A 16623-nucleotide genomic window follows, 5' to 3' on the forward strand; every position below is an offset into this window, starting at 1 on the left:
GGCGGCCGGCTCGCGGTCGCCCCCCCTCTCCGCGACTGCCCCGCACCACTCCCCCGAGCCCGCGCGACGCGCCCCATGACGACCACGTGACGACGAGGAGAGACGGATGAGCACCTTGGACTCCCCCGCCACCGTCGCCCAGCACGACGACACCACAGATGCCGCAGACGCAGCAGCCGGCGCACGGCAGGCCGCAGAGGTCCCGACCGGGGCCCGGCCGGCCGACGACGGGCTCGACGAGGCGCCCGCGGTGCCGGTGCGCGAGGGCATCGCGCACCTGTGGTCCTACTCGTGCCAGCACCTGCGCGTCCTCGGCCTCGGGGTGCTGCTGGGCCTGCTGACGACGGCGATCACCCTGGCCACGCCGATGGTCACCAAGTGGGTGCTGGACTCGCTGGGGACCGGGCTGGGGCTCGGCCGTCCGGTCGCGGTGCTCGTCTCCCTCCTCGTCGTCGGGACCCTGGCGGGTCTGGCGCAGAGCGTGCTGCTGGCCCGGCTCGCCGAGGGCATCGTCCTCCAGGCGCGCCGTGACCTGGTCTCGCGCTTCCTCCTGGCGCGGTTGGAGCAGGTCCAGCGCTTCCGGGCGGGAAAGCTCGTCACCCGTGTCACGAGCGACACGCTGCTGCTGCGCGAGGCGACGACGAGCAGCCTCGTGCAGCTCGTCAACGCGAGCGTGTCGCTGGTGGGCAGCGTCGCGCTCATGGCGGTCCTGGACTGGCAGCTGCTGCTGACGACGCTGCTCGCCCTCGTCGTCGGCGGCGGCCTCTTCGGTGCGCTCGTGCCCCAGATCGGCCGCGCGGACAAGCGGGCGCAGGACGCCGTCGGCCAGCTCGGTGCCGAGCTGGAGGGCGGGGTTCGGGCCCTGCGGACGGTGAAGTCGAGCCGGGCCGAGCAGCGCCAGATCGCCCGGGTGAGTGAGAGGGCGGAGGAGTCCGCGCGGCACGCGGTCCGCTCGGCGTGGTTCTCCGCCCTGGTGTGGTCGGTGGCCGGCGGCGGGATGCAGCTGGCGGTCATCGTCATCCTGGGCCTGGGTGCGGGGCGGGTGGCGCTGGGCGAGCTGTCGGTGTCGACGCTGGTGGCCTTCCTGCTCTACGCCTTCAACATCGTCGACCCGGTGGCCACGCTGGCGGAGGCGGTGGCGACCCTGCAGAGCGGTTTCGCGGCCGCTGCGCGGATCCGTGAGACGACCTCGTTGGAGCCCGAGTCCCCGCAGGTGGGCTCCCCGCGGGCCGCACGCGCTGGGGCGGCCGGCGAGGCGGTGCGTCGCCCTGTGGACGCCGACGCGCCGGTGCTGGCGCTGAGGGGTGTGACGGCGGGGTACGCGGACGCCCAGGCCCCGGCGCTGCACGACGTCAGCCTCGAGGTCCCCCGCACGGGGCACGTCGCGCTCGTCGGCCCCTCGGGGGCGGGCAAGACCACGGTGCTCTCCCTGCTGCTGCGCTTCATCGACCCGGTGTCGGGACGGCTCGAGCTCGACGGCGTGCCGTACGAGTCTCTGAGCCTGGATGAGGTGCGGGGCCGGATCGCCTACGTCGAGCAGGAGACGCCCGTGGTGCCCGGCACCGTGCGCGACAACGTCCTCTTCCGGGTGCCCGAGGCCTCGGACGACGAGGCGTGGGCGGCGCTGGCCGCGGTGCGCCTCGAGGGCAAGGTCCGGTCCCTGGAGGCGGGTCTTGACGCAAGCGTGGCGGAGACGAGCCTGTCCGGTGGGGAGCGTCAGCGCCTGGCGGTGGCCCGGGCGCTGGTGCAGCCGTCCGGGGGTGCTGCTGCTCGATGAGGCGACCGCCCAGCTCGACGCGGTGACTGAGGCGGCGATCCAGGCCGTCATCGAGGAGGCCTCGCGCGACGGCGTGGTGGTGACCATCGCCCACCGTCTGTCCACCGTGCTCGACGCCGACCGGATCGTCGTCCTCGAGGACGGCAGGGTGCGCGACGTCGGCACCCACACCGAGCTCGTGGCCCGGGACGCCCTCTACCGCGAGCTCATCACGGCGCTGCGTATCCACACGGAGGAGGCGGCCTTGGCCGGGGGCGCCGGCTCATACGATGGGGCCCATGATCAGTGAGGACCTGAGGGACCTGGTGGGCCGGGTGGCGGAGCACGCCCGGCGGTGGGACGACGGCGAGGACCACACGGTGGCCGCCGGGCTGCTCACCGCCTCGGGTGCGGTGGTGCTCGGCGTCAACACCTACCACTTCCTGGGCGGACCGTGCGCGGAGGTCGCTGCCCTGTCCAACCACGCCTCCTCGCGGCCGGATGACCCGGTTGTCGCCGTCGTGGCGGCGCGGGGGCCGAGCGGTGCGGTGATCCCGCCCTGCGGCAAGTGCCGTCAGGTGATGTTCGACCTGGACCCGGGCATCCGCTTCGTCGTGCGTGAGCCGAGTGGCCTGACCACCCGCACGGCGGCGGAGCTTCTTCCCTTCGCCTATGACTGGCACGCCGTCAAGGAGCCGCAGACGGTGTACATGTGGGAGGGGTATGAGCACCTGGTCCGCTCGGGCGCCAAGACCCAGACCATCCGGGTCGATGACCCGTTCTTCCCGGGTCCGGCGCGGATCGTCTTCGAGAAGGACGACGGCGAGGTGGTGGCCTTGCCCGCGACGGTCACCGAGGTGCTCCCCCTCGGGCGCGACGAGCTCACGGAGGAGATCGCCCAGCGCGACGGCTTCGCCGGCCTCGCCGAGCTCCACGAGGCGCTCGACAGGCACTACCCGGGGCTTGCTGCCGACGGGCGGGTCGACGTCGTGCGCTTCGTTCTCGGCTCAGCCGAGCCCGGGCCCGGGGAGCGGCCCGACGCCGCGCTCGGCTCTCGCGAGGTCTGACCTTTCGCGCTGAGGCCTGAGGTCTCCTCTCAGGCCTCGGCGTGAGGGCTCAGGCCTCGGCGAGGGCTGGCACTCGCCGGTACCCGTAGAGGTCGTGCTGGACGCCGTTGACCTGCAGCTCGTCAGCCCCGTCGGGGTGGGCGACGCGGATGGTGCGGCGTACGCCTCGTCGATGATGACGGCGTCGAAGCCGGCCTCGCGCAGTCGGGAGGCCAGGGCGTCGAGGTCGTCGACGAGCACGTGGCGACCGACGCTGCCCGAGCGGTACTCGGAGGTGGCGTGGTGGACCGCGAGGGCGCCGTCGCCGTCAAGCTCGGCCCACTGCGGGCTCGGTGCGTACGGCGGCCTCAGGCCCAGGGCTGCGGCGAGGCAGTGCCAGCGGGCCGTGTGGGCGGTGAGGAGCATCTGCTGGACGGTGACAGCCATGGCGCTCCTTGCTGCAGGTTGGCGACGGCACAGCGGTCTGCGTCCGGGGGAGGCGGGTGGTCGGACTGTGCCGCGACAGCGCCCACCCGGCGTCGCGGCACGGAGTCAGCCGTCGCGCCTCACTGGGAGTCGTCGCGGGGCGGGCGGGCGAGGTAGGCCCGAAGGGCGTTCTCGACCAGCCTCGACAACGACGTGCCCTCGTCGATCGCCCGGTGCTTGGCCGCGCGCGCCAGCTCGGGCGGGACGTACACGTTGAGCTGCTGCTTCTCACTCATACCTGAATGCTAGCAAACCGGCTTGGCGTTATCGTCATTCGCTGCGGCCAGCCCGCGGCCCAGCTGACCCCTGCACCGGGGCGCCGAGCCATCAAGCCAACGACTCAGGCCGCACGTTTCGATGGCCAAGATCTGGAAACCAACTTTCGGCGCATGGTTCACCGCATCCCAGAGCCAAGCCAGGACATAATCCACTCAGCCCCCAAGATCTCGTCGTACATGATTGAGCCCGCACAGCTACTGGACTCATTCCAGGCGCGAGCCCGCGTTCCTTGGACGCCCTGCGCCTGGCGACCGCTATCGACGTACAGGCAACACTGTAGTCACCTACGACGTGCGGTTGGCTTCGGCCCGGCATGGTTGCGCTCAGCCCCTCTGAAGTAGGCTGTCTCAGGCTTGACGGAGCAGTGATGTCAGGAAGGATCACCGCCTCCTCCACACCTGGGGTGCAACAGATGTACGGCGCGAGAGAGTCCACGATGAGGCTGTCACTACGCCGCCGGCTATCGACGGCGACTATCCCCGTCGAAGGATTCCGAAGTCGTGAAGCCCTCCCTCACCATGATGCGGCTCGCCACCACGAGCGCATGTGCGCCAGGAACGGGACACTCTTGTCGCGATAGTCCTCACAGAGTAACCCGGCTGACAGGAGGCGCATCTCAAGGAATCCGGCCCGCACCTCCGCATCTGGTTTCCCCCAAGGGCGACCGTCGCGCCCTGAGATTCGATAAGCGGCGGCGACAGAGCCAGCCGGATAGGCGGCACAACTGGCAACGCAAGCAGCGAACATCGCTTGGGGAATTCATGGCCACCCCGATTCCTTCAGTAGTCTAGGAGCATGCATCTTCCATTACATGCACAGGACACCACGCTGACCAATGAGCAGGCGAAAATACTCGACGACGAGTTCTTCCGCTCCGACCCACTCGCCCACTTCTCGTCGCGAGTCTCGATGCTGCTCGAAACAGCACGATCGAACTACGAGGCAAGCCCAAAGAGCGAGCCTGAGTTCTTCAAAGCACTTGGTCTTGACAACGCAGATTCGGCACTCAAGTTCGACACTCAGCACCGCAGCATCCAAGTCGCGATCGACGCGTTGTCTCTCCGCCATCAGGCAGCCGAAGCCCTGATCCGGTTCATCTATGCGCGAGTCGCCGCGGAGCCGCGGCGTGGCGATGCGAAGTGCACCTGGCTGGCCATCGCCGACAGCCCAACTCGCATGATCGAAGTCATCGAAGCCAGCAAGGCGACACTCGACGCCGACCAGCACCGATTCCTCCAACTGCTCTTTCCGCCTGCCACTGAGGTTAAGGGGCCAGCCGTGAGGGCTGCTGAGTCGGCGGTGGCATGGGTGAATCACGCCGTGTGGCTGCTGACAAGCGACGAGCTTTCCATCAACGCGGCACACAACAAGCTCAAGCACGGTCTGGCGACATCGGCACGCGGGGACGTGCGCACTGAGTTGATCACGACGCCACCGAACGAGGACGGCACCATCCCCACCAGCGCGTTCGGAGAAGGCAAGTCAACACCTCTCTTTGACCGCCCGATGCTCACGTATCTCAGCCGACCACCCAAAGAGCTGCGACAAGGACTGGAAGTTACCTCCCTTCGCGTCGACCTTCCCGTGGTGCTGGCCGAGACCTGGATGATGGCGAATGTCTACGCTACAATGTTCCACGTCGCAGCCCTCGAACACTATGGCAAGAGACTCCCAGAGGATGTTGCCCCATACCCCGCCCTCGTCGTTGGACGTCAGCCTGATCAGCTCATCGGAGACCGTCTCCTTGGGTATCGTTCGGCGGTCACGTTGCCGCCCGACGGGAAAAGTTCACCGCGCCCATCCGGGATTCTTTTCTTCAAACAGTTCTGGCCAATGAGGATTGATTTTGAAAGCAAGACCGAATGCATGATCGTTGACGGGTAGCGAGCGACTCAGATCAGTTGAACTGGAACTTCCGGTATGAGCCCTGTACATTGAAACGCCGCCCTTCCTTGCGCCGTTGCAGAAGCTCCGTAACGGTGTCTATATCATCCGGCCGCATCCCAAGTTCCCGACATTTAGCTCGCACCTGATCGACAGTAATCGACACCCAACGGTCCGGTCGGTTCATCATGTCCGCCTTGAGCTTGTCTATCTCGTTCCATTTCAGTCCTGACGAGTAGCCGGCCGACATCGTAGTGACGTACTCGAGAATCCCGCCCACCCCGTTCGGCAGCGGCTCCTGCCGATCTGCCGGCTCTGCGACAGGCTGAGGATCAACCGCGTACCCCTGAAACAGTTGGACGGGGTTGGCATCCTCAATCCACTCCGCTGTCTCACGCTGATCCCACTCGACGACCACGAGCGCGTCCGCATCGATGTCCCACAGTTTGTTCAAGTGCTCGCGGTCGGGCCAGGCGTAGAGCACTCGGTGCCCAGAGAGTGATCCCAATGACAGCCCTCGCCAACTAAGGTGCGTTACTCCTGGCCGAGCCGCCAGTTGCTTCAGGCTCTCACTGTCGAATCGCTTCTGTGGTGTCACCACGATGACGGATCGGCCGGACCGCTCGAGCAACCACCTGATCGCACGCTCGATCTGAGGCTCGCGCGAAGTCTCGCCTTCGGTGAGCCGCGAGATCGCGACAGGGAACGTATATGCGTCGGATGTCATGTCTTCCTCCAAACTTCGGCGTTTGAGCCCACAATACGGTTGGCCTCCGACATCTTGAGCAGCGTCGGTGAAGAAGGCGACCAGGTCACCACAAGCGCCACCGAAGACTCAACCGGCTCCAGGTACCGCAGTACCGTGACTACACCGCGGCTACTACCTCCTCCGACACCTCCTGGGTCCGCTACTCACCAACACTCGTCGTGAATAATGCGCGTGAGGGGTCGGCCGTGATTCAGGTAAGGATGTCCGCCGACGGTGGGCACGGTCCGAGGTATGGGAAGCAGGTTGTCGATGTCCACGAAGGCGAATATTGCAGCGAAGTACGCCTAGGCACATGCGATGGTGTCGAAGAAAGGCAAGCGCCTGTTGCTGTACGAGGCGGTCGCAGTCACGGGTGTGGTTTCTCAGGATATGGGTGATAGTTGGGGGCTTCTGGGGTGGTACTTCTGCTTGGTTGTGGGGATGAACCTCTCCAGCGGTAGTAGTGGCAGGAGTGTTGATCCTCGTGTGCGTCTGGCGATCGCCAGGTGGCCCAATGACGCCCCGTGTGGGGCGGTGAGCTCGTTCTGTGATCAGGAGGGCATCAGCCGCAGGACGTTCTACATGCTGCGTGTCTGGGCCCGGGCCGGGGGGCGAGGAAGCGGCCATTGAACCGCGTTCCAGGCGCCCGATCCACAGCCCCACTCGTATCAGCGACCAGGTCTGCCACCAGGCTTTCGACGTGCGCTCGGCGCTGGAGCGCTCGAGTCTAGACCACGGGTCCGTCAGCGTGCATGACAAGATGGTCTCGATGGGCCTGCAGGCACCCTCATCAGCGTCGCTGGCCCGCGTCTTGCGTGCCGAGGGCATCGCCCGCACAGACGCGTCCAAGCGCCCCCACGCGCGGCGTGGAAGCGTCTTGGTGGTGAAGGGAGTGTGTGTCCACGTTGCGGCGGGTGCCGCGGCGTGGCTGTGATAGTAGGTGCTGTCGGCCTAGACGGGCAGGCGTCGTGGATGTTGTCCCGGTGTGGGAGGGTGTGGCCAGTGCCAGTGGCCCCATGAGGAGGTGCGGCTCCGAAGGGTCGTCTCGCCCGCACCATGAGCGCGGCGCGGACGAGTCCCCCGCTTGATGGCATACTTGTTAAGGCACTGCGCGGCCGCGAACGCCTTCATGCTGATCCCCATACGTGCATGCTGGCGCGGGATCGCCCACTCGCGAGCTCCCGTGCCGGATACCGTCGACCTGCCCATCCCGTTGACGGAGTGTCGGCCGAGCCGGCGGTGTGTCTCAACAAGGACTTCTGCTGTGGAACACAGATCACGTCGCTCTTCATCCTGACCACCCCTATGAGTCGTCTCATGAGTGAGGGGCGCACCACGGCATCCGTGCATCCTTAGACTTTCGCCGAGCAAGGTGGCGGCTTCGATAGAGCCGTGCCCTTAGCCAGCGTAGCGCTCGAGAGTGGTGCTGAGGTAGGCGGTGAAGTCATCGCGGAGAGTTATGGGGCTGACGATGCGGGCGTCGGGGCCGAGACGGAGGAGGATGGTCATGGCGTGGAGGTGATCAACAAACTCGAGCTCCAAGAAACTCCAGCCGTCGGGGTCGGGTGGCGGTGAGGTCGGTTCCCGTTCGCCGGCTCGGATGACCCACTCGTGCGCGTCGCTCCACCTGGTGTCCCGGACCCACGCGGTCGCGGTCACGGCGGTGAAGCCGTCGAGGAACCTCTCGCGCTGCGCCCGCCACTCGGCCGCCACGCCAACTGTGTCGCCGCTGCACGGCTCTGGCAGCATCTCTGCGCGGTCGATGCGGGAGACTTTCGTGAATCCCAGCTCGCCCTCCGTCGTCGCGCAGAGGTACCAACTGCGGGTCGCGCTCACCAGCCCATGCGGTTCCACTACCGCCACCCTGGTGGAGGACCGTGTCTTGTGCCGGTACTCGATCTGTAAGCGACGCTGCGCGAACACCGCATTCTGGACGATACGGAACGTGTCGCCATTCTGCTCCTGCTCGGGCTGCGGGAGCCAGCCCTGCGGGTCGATCACGATCCGCTCTGCGACCGTGGCGGACTGATCGCGGTACGTCTCGGGAACAGCAGCAAGGAGCTTGCGCAGCCCTGAGGCGAGCGCGTCGCCGAGCCCGAGAGAGTCTGCACCCCAGGCGGTGACACCGGCGAACAGGGCGCGGCTCTCCTCGCTGCTGAGCGCGGTCACATCGGTGCGGTAGTCGGGAAGCAGACGCACGCCGCCGTTCGGTCCTCGCTCGCAGTAGACCGGCACGCCTGCTGCGGAGAGCGCTTCGACATCACGGAGGATCGTGCGCCGGGAGACTTCCAACCGTTCAGCTAACTCGACCGTTGAGAGCCCACCGTGAGCGCGAAGGAGCCAGATGATCGACAGCAACCGGTCCGCGCGCATCTGCCCATCATCGCAGGTACATGACAGAAGATGTCATGAATGGTTCGTAGCGTGCGGAGGCGGCAATGATCCTCCCGTCCTCTTGCCACCTATCGAAAGGAACCTTCATGCCTACATTCTCACCGAACAGCGTCATCCTCTACGTCTCCGACGTGGAGGCCAGCACCGAGTTCTACCGGTCCGTCCTCCGCACCGAGCCGTTGGAGACCTTCGAGGGCTTCGCCGTGTTCGCCCTCTCCGACACGATCACTCTCGGCTTACAAGCCGCTGACCAGATAGACCCGAAAGCCGAACCTCACATCGGCGGCAGTGAGCTCTCCCTCAGCGATGTGGACCGAGAGACCGTCGACCAGCTCTACGCAGCCTGGACCGCGGCCAGCGTACCGATCGCGCTCGAACCGACGGAACTCGCCTTCGGCTACACCTTCGTCGCCACGGACCCCGATGGCCACCGCCTCCGCGTCTGCGCAACCGACACCACCGGACTGGGTTAACGATGGCCCACAGCGTGCCCAGAGAAGTCTCGACGTGCAGGGCCGGGGTGATTCTCGGCCCTGCACAGCTTGGCGGGGGCACGGGAATTGTCCTGAGTGCGTTGAGGGCTTCTGTCGTTGGGAACGAGGATGGAGTGATGCCGAAGGAACAGGCTGTGATGTTTGCGCACCGCTCGAAGCGGGCGAGGACCCCCACGTGTCACGGATCCCTAGTCAGAAACTGATGCTACTGCGCGCTTCCGCAGAATCACGCGGTTTCCCTGAGGCCTTCAGAGCCCGGAGACGGCTCTGACTAGGGATGAGTGACACGCACCTGGTCCAGGCACGCAAAAGGCCCGGACCTCTAGGTCCGGGCCTTGGTGGAGCTAGGGGGATTCGAACCCCCGACCTCTTCCATGCCATGGAAGCGCGCTACCAACTGCGCCATAGCCCCGGGCGACCGCCGTCAGTGCAGCGGGTCGTGGAGCTAGGGGGATTCGAACCCCCGACCTCTTCCATGCCATGGAAGCGCGCTACCAACTGCGCCATAGCCCCGAGTGCGGGCACCGTCCCTTGCGGGCGACGCGGACTACTTTATGGACTCGCCCGCCGCCCGGGCAAATCTGCCGCGAGTGCCGTACCTCACCCCTTGAGCGCCGTCGGCCCAGGCAGGGAGCCCGGCAGGTTCCAGCCGACCAGCATCCAGCCCGGCGCGCGCCTCGAGCGCCGCAGGACGGCGTGGTGGCAGTTGTCCAGCCCCCGCAGCCCGAACCAGGCCGAGGGGTCCAGGCCCAGCAGCCACGAGGCCCCCAGGGTGATGGCGGCCCCGTGGGCCACGGCGACGACGACGTCCCCCTCCCCCGCCTGCTCAGCCAGAGCGGCCAGGGCCCTGCCGACGCGCTCGGCGACTCGCGCCCGGGGCTCGACGCCGACGCCCTCGGGGTCCTGTCCGGCTCGCCAGCGCTCGTGCTGCTCGGGCCACCCGGCCTCGATCTCGGCCCCGCTCAGCCCCTCCCAGGCGCCGAAGGAGCGCTCGGCCAGCCCCTCGACGCTCCCCACGCCCAGGCCGGTGAGCCGGGCCAGGGCCCCGGCGGTCTCCTGGGCACGGCCGAGCGGGGAGGCGGCCAGCAGGGTCGGCCCCAGCGCGGCCAGGCCGGGGGCGGCGGCCTCGGCCTGCGCACGCCCCACCTTGTTGAGGGGGACGTCCACCTGCCCCTGGACGCGCAGGGCGGCGTTGTAGTCGGTCTGGCCGTGGCGCCACAGGACGAGGTCGGTCACGCGGCCGCCGTCAGTCGTCGGCGTCCACGGCAGCAGCCTCAGCGAGGTCCGCGGGTAGCTCGACGAGGGGACAGTCCTTCCACAGGCGCTCGAGGGCGTAGAACTCGCGGTCCTCGGTCTGCTGGACGTGGACCATGACGTCGCCGTAGTCGAGCAGGACCCAGTGGGCCTCCTCGAAGCCCTCGCGCATCCGGCGCTTGGAGCCGGCCTTGAGCAGCGCCTCGTCGATGGCGTCGACGATGGCGCGCACCTGCCGGTCCGTGGCGCCGGAGGCGATGAGGAAGACGTCGGTGAGGGCCAGGCGCTCGGAGACGTCGATGGCGATGATCTCGTCGGCCTTCTTCTCCGCGGCCGCGCGGGCGGCGGTCAGTGTCAGGGCCAGGGCCTCGGGAGTGGCGGTCACGTGTGCCTCCTGGGCGGTCAGATGATGAGGGCCTCGAGCGAGGCGAGGAGCGTCCGCGCAGCGAAGACGTTGCCGTTGCGCACCAGGACGAACCACACGATCGTCGCCAGCACGAGGACGACGACGAGGACCACGAGGGCGATGAGCAGTGTACGGGCCATCCCCCGCCTGCCCTGCTCCTCCACGGGGGCCGCGATCTCCTCGAGCGCCTCATCAACCTCCTCGGCGGGCTGCGGGTCCGCAGTCTCCTCGGGCTCCGCGGCCTGCTCGGGCGTGGCGGCCGAGGCGGGCGCCTCCTCGGCCGCGCCGGCGGGGGCGGCGGTGTCGCGCAGCGCCTTCCACTGGGGGTTCTCGATGCCGGAGAAGGCGTCGTCAACGGGCTGGACGGCGCTGAGCTCACCGGTGTCGAGGTCGACGGTGCGCACACCCTGCACCGTGGCCGGGATGCGCACGATGGGGCGTCGGGCGGGCGTCGAGGGGGACGGGGAGGCCGTGTCCTCGTCGGCCGCCTCGGCGTCGGGCTCCTGGTCACCCACCGTGGCGGTGCTCTCAGCGGGCTCGGCGTCCTCGAGGAGGTCCCCCGCTCCAGCGGGCAGTCCCGACGCCGGCGTCTGCTCGGCGTCGTCAGGCCGGGTCACGTCCTCGGGCAGCGAGGGGGTCTGAGGGTGGGAGGGCGCGTCCTGCAGTGCGACGGCGCCGAAGAGGGAGCGGCGCTCGGGCACCGCGGGCCTGGCCTCCTCGGCCTCCTCAACGCCGGTGCCCGCAGCACCGGGGTCCACAGCGCCGGCGCCACCGGTACTGGACTCCGCCGCCTGCCCCGGGGCCGCGTCAACGCTCTCGTCGCCCGCAGGCGCGGCAGCCAGGTCGAGCGCCCCCATGACCCCGGTCTCGAGGGCGGCGATCGCCGTCATCTCCTCCGAAGAGTACCTCGCAGCGCCCTGCTGCCCCACGGCCGCCCCGCCCAGCAGTGGCGCGGCGTCGTCGGAGCCCTCGCCGGCCGGCGCGTCGTCCAGGTCGGGGATGACGACGGGCCCGGCGGGCCCGGAGACGGCGGGGACGCCGGCGAGGACCGCCATGCTCTCCCCCGCCAGCGTCGGGTCCTGCAGGGCCTGGGCCTGCTCCTCCGTGATCTCCCCGGCGGCGATGGCCGCCCGCAGCGCCTCGGCCTCCTCACGCAGGCGCCGCATCTCACGGCGGGTGAGCAGTGGCTGCTGCCCCGTGAGGTAGGCCTCGCGCTCGGCGGCGCGCTCAGCCTGGCGCTGCTCGCGCCGGGAGCGGCGCGGGGCGCTGGGCTGCTCGCGGTTGACGTCGGTGGACTCGCTCACCGTCGTTCTCCTTCCTCGTGTGCTGAGCGTGCGGACTGCTCGCGCACGACGTGGGCCGTCATCGACGTCACCTGGGACTGCCGGTGGGGCCGGTAGAGGCCGTACTTACGGATGTACTGCACGACGCCGTCGGGCACCAGGTACCACACGGGTGCCCCACGGGACACGCGCTCACGGCAGTCGGTCGAGGAGATCGCCATGGCGGGGACCTCGAGGAAGTCCACGCGGTCCTGCGGCAGCCCCGAGTCGGTCAGGACGTGGCCGGGCCGGGTGACACCCACCAGGCGGGCCATGTCGAGGATCTCCTCGTTGTCCTTCCAGGTGAGGATCTGCGCCAGGGCGTCCGCACCGGTGATGAAGTACAGCTCCGCGCCCGGGTACTCGGCGGCGATGTCGTGCAGGGTGTCGATCGTGTAGGTGGTCCCGCCGCGGTCGATGTCGACGCGCGAGACCGTGAAGCGGTTGTTGGAGGCCGTGGCGATGACCGTCATGAGGTAGCGGTGCTCGGCGGCCGAGACCTTGCCGCTCTTCTTGAAGGGCTGCGCCCAGGTGGGCACGAAGATGACCTCGTCGAGGCCGAAGACGTTCTGCACCTCGGAGGCGGCCACGAGGTGCCCGTGGTGGATGGGGTCGAAGGTGCCGCCCATGATGCCGATGCGCAGGGGCCGGGATCCGTCAGGCACGTGCCGTCCCCTCCCCGCCGCTCGTCACGGCTCGTCCTTGCTGCTGCCGCGCAGGGCACGCGGTGGCCCCATCCTGCCACGACAGCCCCGACGCCCCCGGTAGCGCAACGCCTGCCGCGGCGCGCTCCCGCACCGGGCGACGTCGTCAGCCGCCGTCGAGCGACGCACCCCGGTTCACCGGGGAGCAGATGTCTGACCTATGCTGTCCGGGCCCTGACCACACGCCGCCTCACGCCTCAGCACCGCCGCTGACCACCCGGTCCCCGCACGCGGCCACCGGCCCCGGGCCGGCAATCACCACGGACCACCACCGCCAGAAGGAGCACGTCGCCCATGCCCCACGACACCCACGCCCCCCGCACCACGGGCCGCGTCACCATGCCCATCCAGGAGGGCATCGACGACCAGATCCGCGAGCTCGCCACCGCGCTGGGCGCCGACGCCGTGCGCAACTCGGACGGCACCTGGCTGCCCGAGATCGCCTCCGAGCTCGTCGACAAGGTCTACTCCACCTACTTCCCGGCCCGCGGTGACCAGGAGTGGGCCCTGGCCCACCCCGACACCCTCGTCAACCAGTACCTCATGAGCGCGCGCGTGACCGCCATGGGTGAGGGCCCGCTCGACATCGACGTCCTCGACGGCTACTTCCGCGAGCAGTTCGTGCCCTGCTACGAGCGCGTCGAGCGCTTCTGGGAGGTCATCGACCGCACCAGCGGCGAGGTGGTGCCGCCCAGCGGCTGGAGCGTGGACGAGTCCACCGGCGTGCTCACCATCGCCGAGCCGACCCCGTGGCACGAGTACACGGTCGGCTTCCTGGCCGACCAGGTGTGGGACACGACCCAGATGTACAACTACATCACCAACGGCTGGGGCGAGACGGACCCCACGCGCGTCAAGGAGCGCCCCTACGACGTGCGCAAGAACGGCGTGTGGGAGCACGCCCAGCAGGCCCTGCGCCAGTGGCTCGAGGCCCACCCGGAGGTCGACGTCGTGCGCTTCACGACGTTCTTCTACCACTTCACCATCACCTTCAACACGCACGGCAAGGAGAAGTTCGTCGACTGGTTCGGCTACTCCGCCTCCGTCTCGCCCGAGGCCATCGACGCCTTCGAGGCCGAGTACGGCTACGCGCTGCGCGCCGAGGACTTCATCGACGGCGGCCACTACAACAACCCCTTCCGCATGCCGAGCCCGCGCTTCCGCGACTGGATCAGCTTCCAGTCCCGCTTCGTGGCCTCCAGGGCGAAGGGGCTGGTGGACATCGCCCACGAGGCCGGCCGCGAGGCCATGATGTTCCTGGGCGACAACTGGATCGGCACCGAGCCCTTCGGGGAGCACTTCGCCTCCATCGGGCTGGACGCCGTCGTCGGCTCCGCCGGCTCCGCGGCCACGACCCGCCTCATCGCCGAGATCCCCGGCGTGCGCTACTCCGAGGTCCGTTTCCTGCCCTACTTCTTCCCGGACGTCTTCAACCACGACGGCGGCGACCCGGTCGGTCAGGCCAACGACTCCTGGCTCACCTCCCGGCGCGCCATCGTGCGCAAGCCCCTGGACCGCATGGGCTACGGCGGCTACGTGTCCCTGGCGCTGGAGTTCCCGGAGTTCATCGAGCGCATCACCGACATCTGCCAGGAGTTCCGCGACATCCACGAGCAGTCCGGCGGCGAGCTGCCCGAGAACGCCCCCTTCACGGTCGGCATCCTCAACGCCTGGGGCTCCCTGCGCTCCTGGCAGACGCACATGGTCGCCCACGCCCTGTGGTACAAGGCCGTGTACTCCTACGTCGGCGTCATCGAGGCGCTGGCCGGCCTGCCCTTCACGGTCCGCTTCCTGTCCTTCGACGAGGTGCGTGAGCACGGCGTGCCCGAGGAGGTCGGCGTCCTCATCAACGCCGGCGCCGCCGGCACCTCCCACTCCGGGGCCGAGGCCTGGGCCGACGGGCGCCTGGCCGAGATCCTGCGCGAGTGGGTCGCCGCCGGGCACGGCCTCATCGGTGTGGGCGAGCCCGCCGCCTACGACAAGGGAGGGTCCTTCATCCAGCTCTCGGACGTCCTGGGCGTCGACCGTGAGCGCCAGCTCACCCTCAACACGGACCGCTACCCCACCCTGGTCGAGGACCACGTCATCACGGCGGACCTGGAGCGGGCCTCCTCCTTCGACGACGGTGAGGGTGCGGGCGGCGACGTCTACGCGGCCAGTGAGCGCACGCAGGTGCTCTCCTACGACGACGGCACGGTGAAGATCGCCGCCAACACCTTCGGCGCGGGCCGGGCGGTCTACTTCTCCGGCCTGCCGTACTCCTTCACCAACTCGCGCACCCTGCAGCGCGCCCTGTACTGGGCGGCCGGCCGTGAGGACCTGCTGCGCACGTGGTTCACCACCCACCCGGCCACGGAGGTCGCCTGGTACCCGGGGCGCCGCAAGATGCTCGTGACCAACAACGCCTACGAGGCCGTGACGACGACGGTGCTCGGTGACGGGCGCGAGTGGGAGCTGACGATCGAGCCCATGGGCTCGGCCTGGGTCGACGTCGACTGACCCGCACCCCGGGTGAGGGGCGCGTGAGCGGCCGTCAGGGCCTCACGTGCCCCTCGCCCTCGACGAGCCACTGGGTGGTCGTCAGCGCGGCCAGGCCCATGGGGCCGCGGGCGTGGAGCTTCTGGGTGGAGATGCCCAGCTCCGCGCCGAGGCCGAGCTGGCTGCCGTCGGTGAAGCGCGTGGAGGCGTTGACCATGACGACGGCGCAGTCCACGCCCGTGGTGAAGTCGTTGACCACGCGCAGGTCCTGGGCGAGGACGGCCTCGGTGTGCCCGGTGGAGTAGCGGCGCACGTGCTCGGTGGCCTCGTGGACGTCGGCGACGACGCGCACGGCCAGGTCGAGGCTGCCGTACTCGGTGGCCCAGTCCTCCTCGGTGGCGGCCACGAGCGCGTCCGCCCCGGTGCCGGGCGCAGCGAGCACGGCGCGGGCGGCGTCGTCGGCGTGGAGGGTGACGCCGCGCTCCCACAGGGCCCGGGCCGCCCGGGGCAGGAAGGCGTCGGCGACGGCCTCGTGGACGAGGAGCGTCTCGGCGGCGTTGCACACGCCCACGCGCTGGGTCTTGGCGTTGACGATGATGCCGACGGCGTCCTCCAGGTCCGCGGAGGCGTCGACGTAGACGTGGCAGTTGCCCGAGCCGGTCTCGATGACGGGAACGGAGGAGGTCTCGACGACGGTCTTGATGAGGCCGGCGCCGCCGCGGGGCACGAGGACGTCCACGAGGCCGCGGGCCCGCATGAGGGCCCTGGCCCCGGCGCGCCCGGCGGGGTCCACGGTGGCGACGAGGTCGGGGCTGAGGCCGCAGCCGGCCAGCGCCGCGCGCAGGACCTTGACGATGACGGCGTTGGTCGCCTCGGCGGCGCTGCCGCCGCGCAGGATGACGGCGTTGCCGGACTTCAGGGCCAGGGCGGTGACGTCAACGGTCACGTTGGGCCTGGCCTCGTAGATCATGCCGACGACGCCGAGCGGCACGCGCCGGCGCCGCACGCGCAGGCCGTTGGGCAGCGTCTGCCCGTCGATGATCTCGCCGACGGGGTCGGGCAGGGCGGCGATCTCGCGCACGGCAGCGGCGATGGCGGCCAGGCGCCCGGCGTCGAGGGCGAGGCGGTCGATGAGGCCCTCGCTCATGCCCTGGGCGCGGGCGCGGGCCGTGTCCTCGGCGTTGGCGGCGAGGACGCGGTCGGTGGCGTCCACGAGCGCGTCCGCGAGGGCGTGCAGGGCGGCGTCCTTGTCCTGGCGGGTGAGCGGGGCGAGCTGTCGCTGGGCGCGGCGGGCGGCGGTGGCGGCCTCGGTCACGAGCAGGGCCGCGCGCTCGGCGTCGTCGTGTGTCATGCCTGCACTCTAGGTGAGGAA

The 16623-nt window shown here is 69.3% G+C and carries 15 protein-coding genes and 2 tRNA genes; 6 read left to right on the plus strand and 11 right to left on the minus strand.

Going from position 1 to position 16623, the window contains the following annotated elements:
- Window positions 1-106 precede the first annotated feature (106 nt).
- The 3 genes from H6X67_RS00440 to H6X67_RS00450 are packed head-to-tail and all read left to right on the plus strand — an operon-like array spanning window position 107 to window position 2823.
- The gene (locus H6X67_RS00440) at window positions 107-1777 is read left to right on the plus strand and encodes an ABC transporter ATP-binding protein (protein ID WP_249368203.1); all 1671 of its coding nucleotides are present in this window, start codon (window positions 107-109) and stop codon (window positions 1775-1777) included.
- The gene (locus H6X67_RS00445) at window positions 1761-2066 is read left to right on the plus strand and encodes a hypothetical protein (protein WP_249368205.1); all 306 of its coding nucleotides are present in this window, start codon (window positions 1761-1763) and stop codon (window positions 2064-2066) included. Before H6X67_RS00440 ends, H6X67_RS00445 begins: the two co-directional genes overlap by 17 nt.
- A complete protein-coding gene (locus tag H6X67_RS00450; protein ID WP_249368207.1) occupies window positions 2056-2823 on the plus strand; it encodes an ASCH domain-containing protein in 768 nt (255 codons plus the stop codon). Before H6X67_RS00445 ends, H6X67_RS00450 begins: the two co-directional genes overlap by 11 nt.
- Here the strand turns inward: H6X67_RS00450 and H6X67_RS00455 are convergent.
- Window positions 2764-3249, minus strand: a complete 486-nt coding sequence (locus H6X67_RS00455) for a hypothetical protein (protein ID WP_249368209.1) — start codon at window positions 3247-3249, stop codon at window positions 2764-2766. The genes H6X67_RS00450 and H6X67_RS00455 overlap by 60 nt on opposite strands.
- 119 nt (window positions 3250-3368) lie before the next feature.
- Complete coding sequence (locus H6X67_RS00460) at window positions 3369-3524, minus strand: ribbon-helix-helix protein, CopG family (RefSeq protein WP_249368211.1); 156 nt, start codon at window positions 3522-3524, stop codon at window positions 3369-3371.
- Between the two features lie 838 nt (window positions 3525-4362).
- Here H6X67_RS00460 and H6X67_RS00465 point away from each other — a divergent pair.
- A complete protein-coding gene (locus tag H6X67_RS00465) occupies window positions 4363-5451 on the plus strand; it encodes a hypothetical protein (protein WP_249368213.1) in 1089 nt (362 codons plus the stop codon).
- A gap of 13 nt (window positions 5452-5464) precedes the next feature.
- Here the strand turns inward: H6X67_RS00465 and H6X67_RS00470 are convergent, their stop codons facing one another.
- Together H6X67_RS00470 and H6X67_RS00475 are read right to left on the minus strand one after the other, a co-directional pair.
- Complete coding sequence (locus tag H6X67_RS00470) at window positions 5465-6178, minus strand: hypothetical protein (RefSeq protein ID WP_249368215.1); 714 nt, start codon at window positions 6176-6178, stop codon at window positions 5465-5467.
- A 1419-nt stretch (window positions 6179-7597) separates the two neighbouring features.
- The gene (locus tag H6X67_RS00475) at window positions 7598-8572 is read right to left on the minus strand and encodes a helix-turn-helix transcriptional regulator (protein WP_249375453.1); all 975 of its coding nucleotides are present in this window, start codon (window positions 8570-8572) and stop codon (window positions 7598-7600) included.
- A gap of 107 nt (window positions 8573-8679) precedes the next feature.
- Between H6X67_RS00475 and H6X67_RS00480 the strand changes: the two genes are divergently transcribed.
- Window positions 8680-9066: a VOC family protein gene (locus H6X67_RS00480; protein WP_249368219.1), complete on the plus strand. Its 387-nt coding sequence runs from the start codon at window positions 8680-8682 to the stop codon at window positions 9064-9066.
- Window positions 9067-9423: 357 nt separating this feature from the next.
- On the opposite strand, the gene H6X67_RS00485 is transcribed toward H6X67_RS00480, so the two are convergent.
- The 6 genes from H6X67_RS00485 to nadD form a co-directional block, all read right to left on the minus strand.
- A tRNA-Ala gene (locus H6X67_RS00485) sits at window positions 9424-9499 on the minus strand.
- Window positions 9500-9527: 28 nt separating this feature from the next.
- Window positions 9528-9600 (minus strand) — tRNA-Ala (locus H6X67_RS00490).
- Between the two features lie 87 nt (window positions 9601-9687).
- Window positions 9688-10323, minus strand: coding sequence for a histidine phosphatase family protein (locus H6X67_RS00495; RefSeq protein WP_249368221.1), 636 nt, complete (start codon window positions 10321-10323; stop codon window positions 9688-9690).
- Window positions 10324-10333: 10 nt separating this feature from the next.
- Window positions 10334-10726, minus strand: coding sequence for a ribosome silencing factor (rsfS, locus tag H6X67_RS00500; protein WP_249368222.1), 393 nt, complete (start codon window positions 10724-10726; stop codon window positions 10334-10336).
- Window positions 10727-10743: 17 nt separating this feature from the next.
- Window positions 10744-12051, minus strand: a complete 1308-nt coding sequence (locus H6X67_RS00505; protein ID WP_249368225.1) for a hypothetical protein — start codon at window positions 12049-12051, stop codon at window positions 10744-10746.
- Window positions 12048-12698: a nicotinate-nucleotide adenylyltransferase gene (gene nadD / locus H6X67_RS00510; protein WP_250649289.1), complete on the minus strand. Its 651-nt coding sequence runs from the start codon at window positions 12696-12698 to the stop codon at window positions 12048-12050. Before nadD ends, H6X67_RS00505 begins: the two co-directional genes overlap by 4 nt.
- A gap of 369 nt (window positions 12699-13067) precedes the next feature.
- Between nadD and gnpA the strand changes: the two genes are divergently transcribed.
- Entirely contained in the window at window positions 13068-15272 is a 2205-nt protein-coding gene (gene gnpA, locus H6X67_RS00515; RefSeq protein ID WP_249368228.1) for a 1,3-beta-galactosyl-N-acetylhexosamine phosphorylase, read from the plus strand.
- Between the two features lie 34 nt (window positions 15273-15306).
- Here gnpA and H6X67_RS00520 read toward each other — a convergent pair whose 3' ends face one another.
- Window positions 15307-16602, minus strand: coding sequence for a glutamate-5-semialdehyde dehydrogenase (locus tag H6X67_RS00520; protein ID WP_249368230.1), 1296 nt, complete (start codon window positions 16600-16602; stop codon window positions 15307-15309).
- Between the last annotated feature and the right edge of the window lie 21 nt (window positions 16603-16623).

Origin of the sequence: Actinomyces sp. AC-20-1, assembly GCF_023369555.1 — a bacterium.
Classification (GTDB): domain Bacteria; phylum Actinomycetota; class Actinomycetes; order Actinomycetales; family Actinomycetaceae; genus Actinomyces.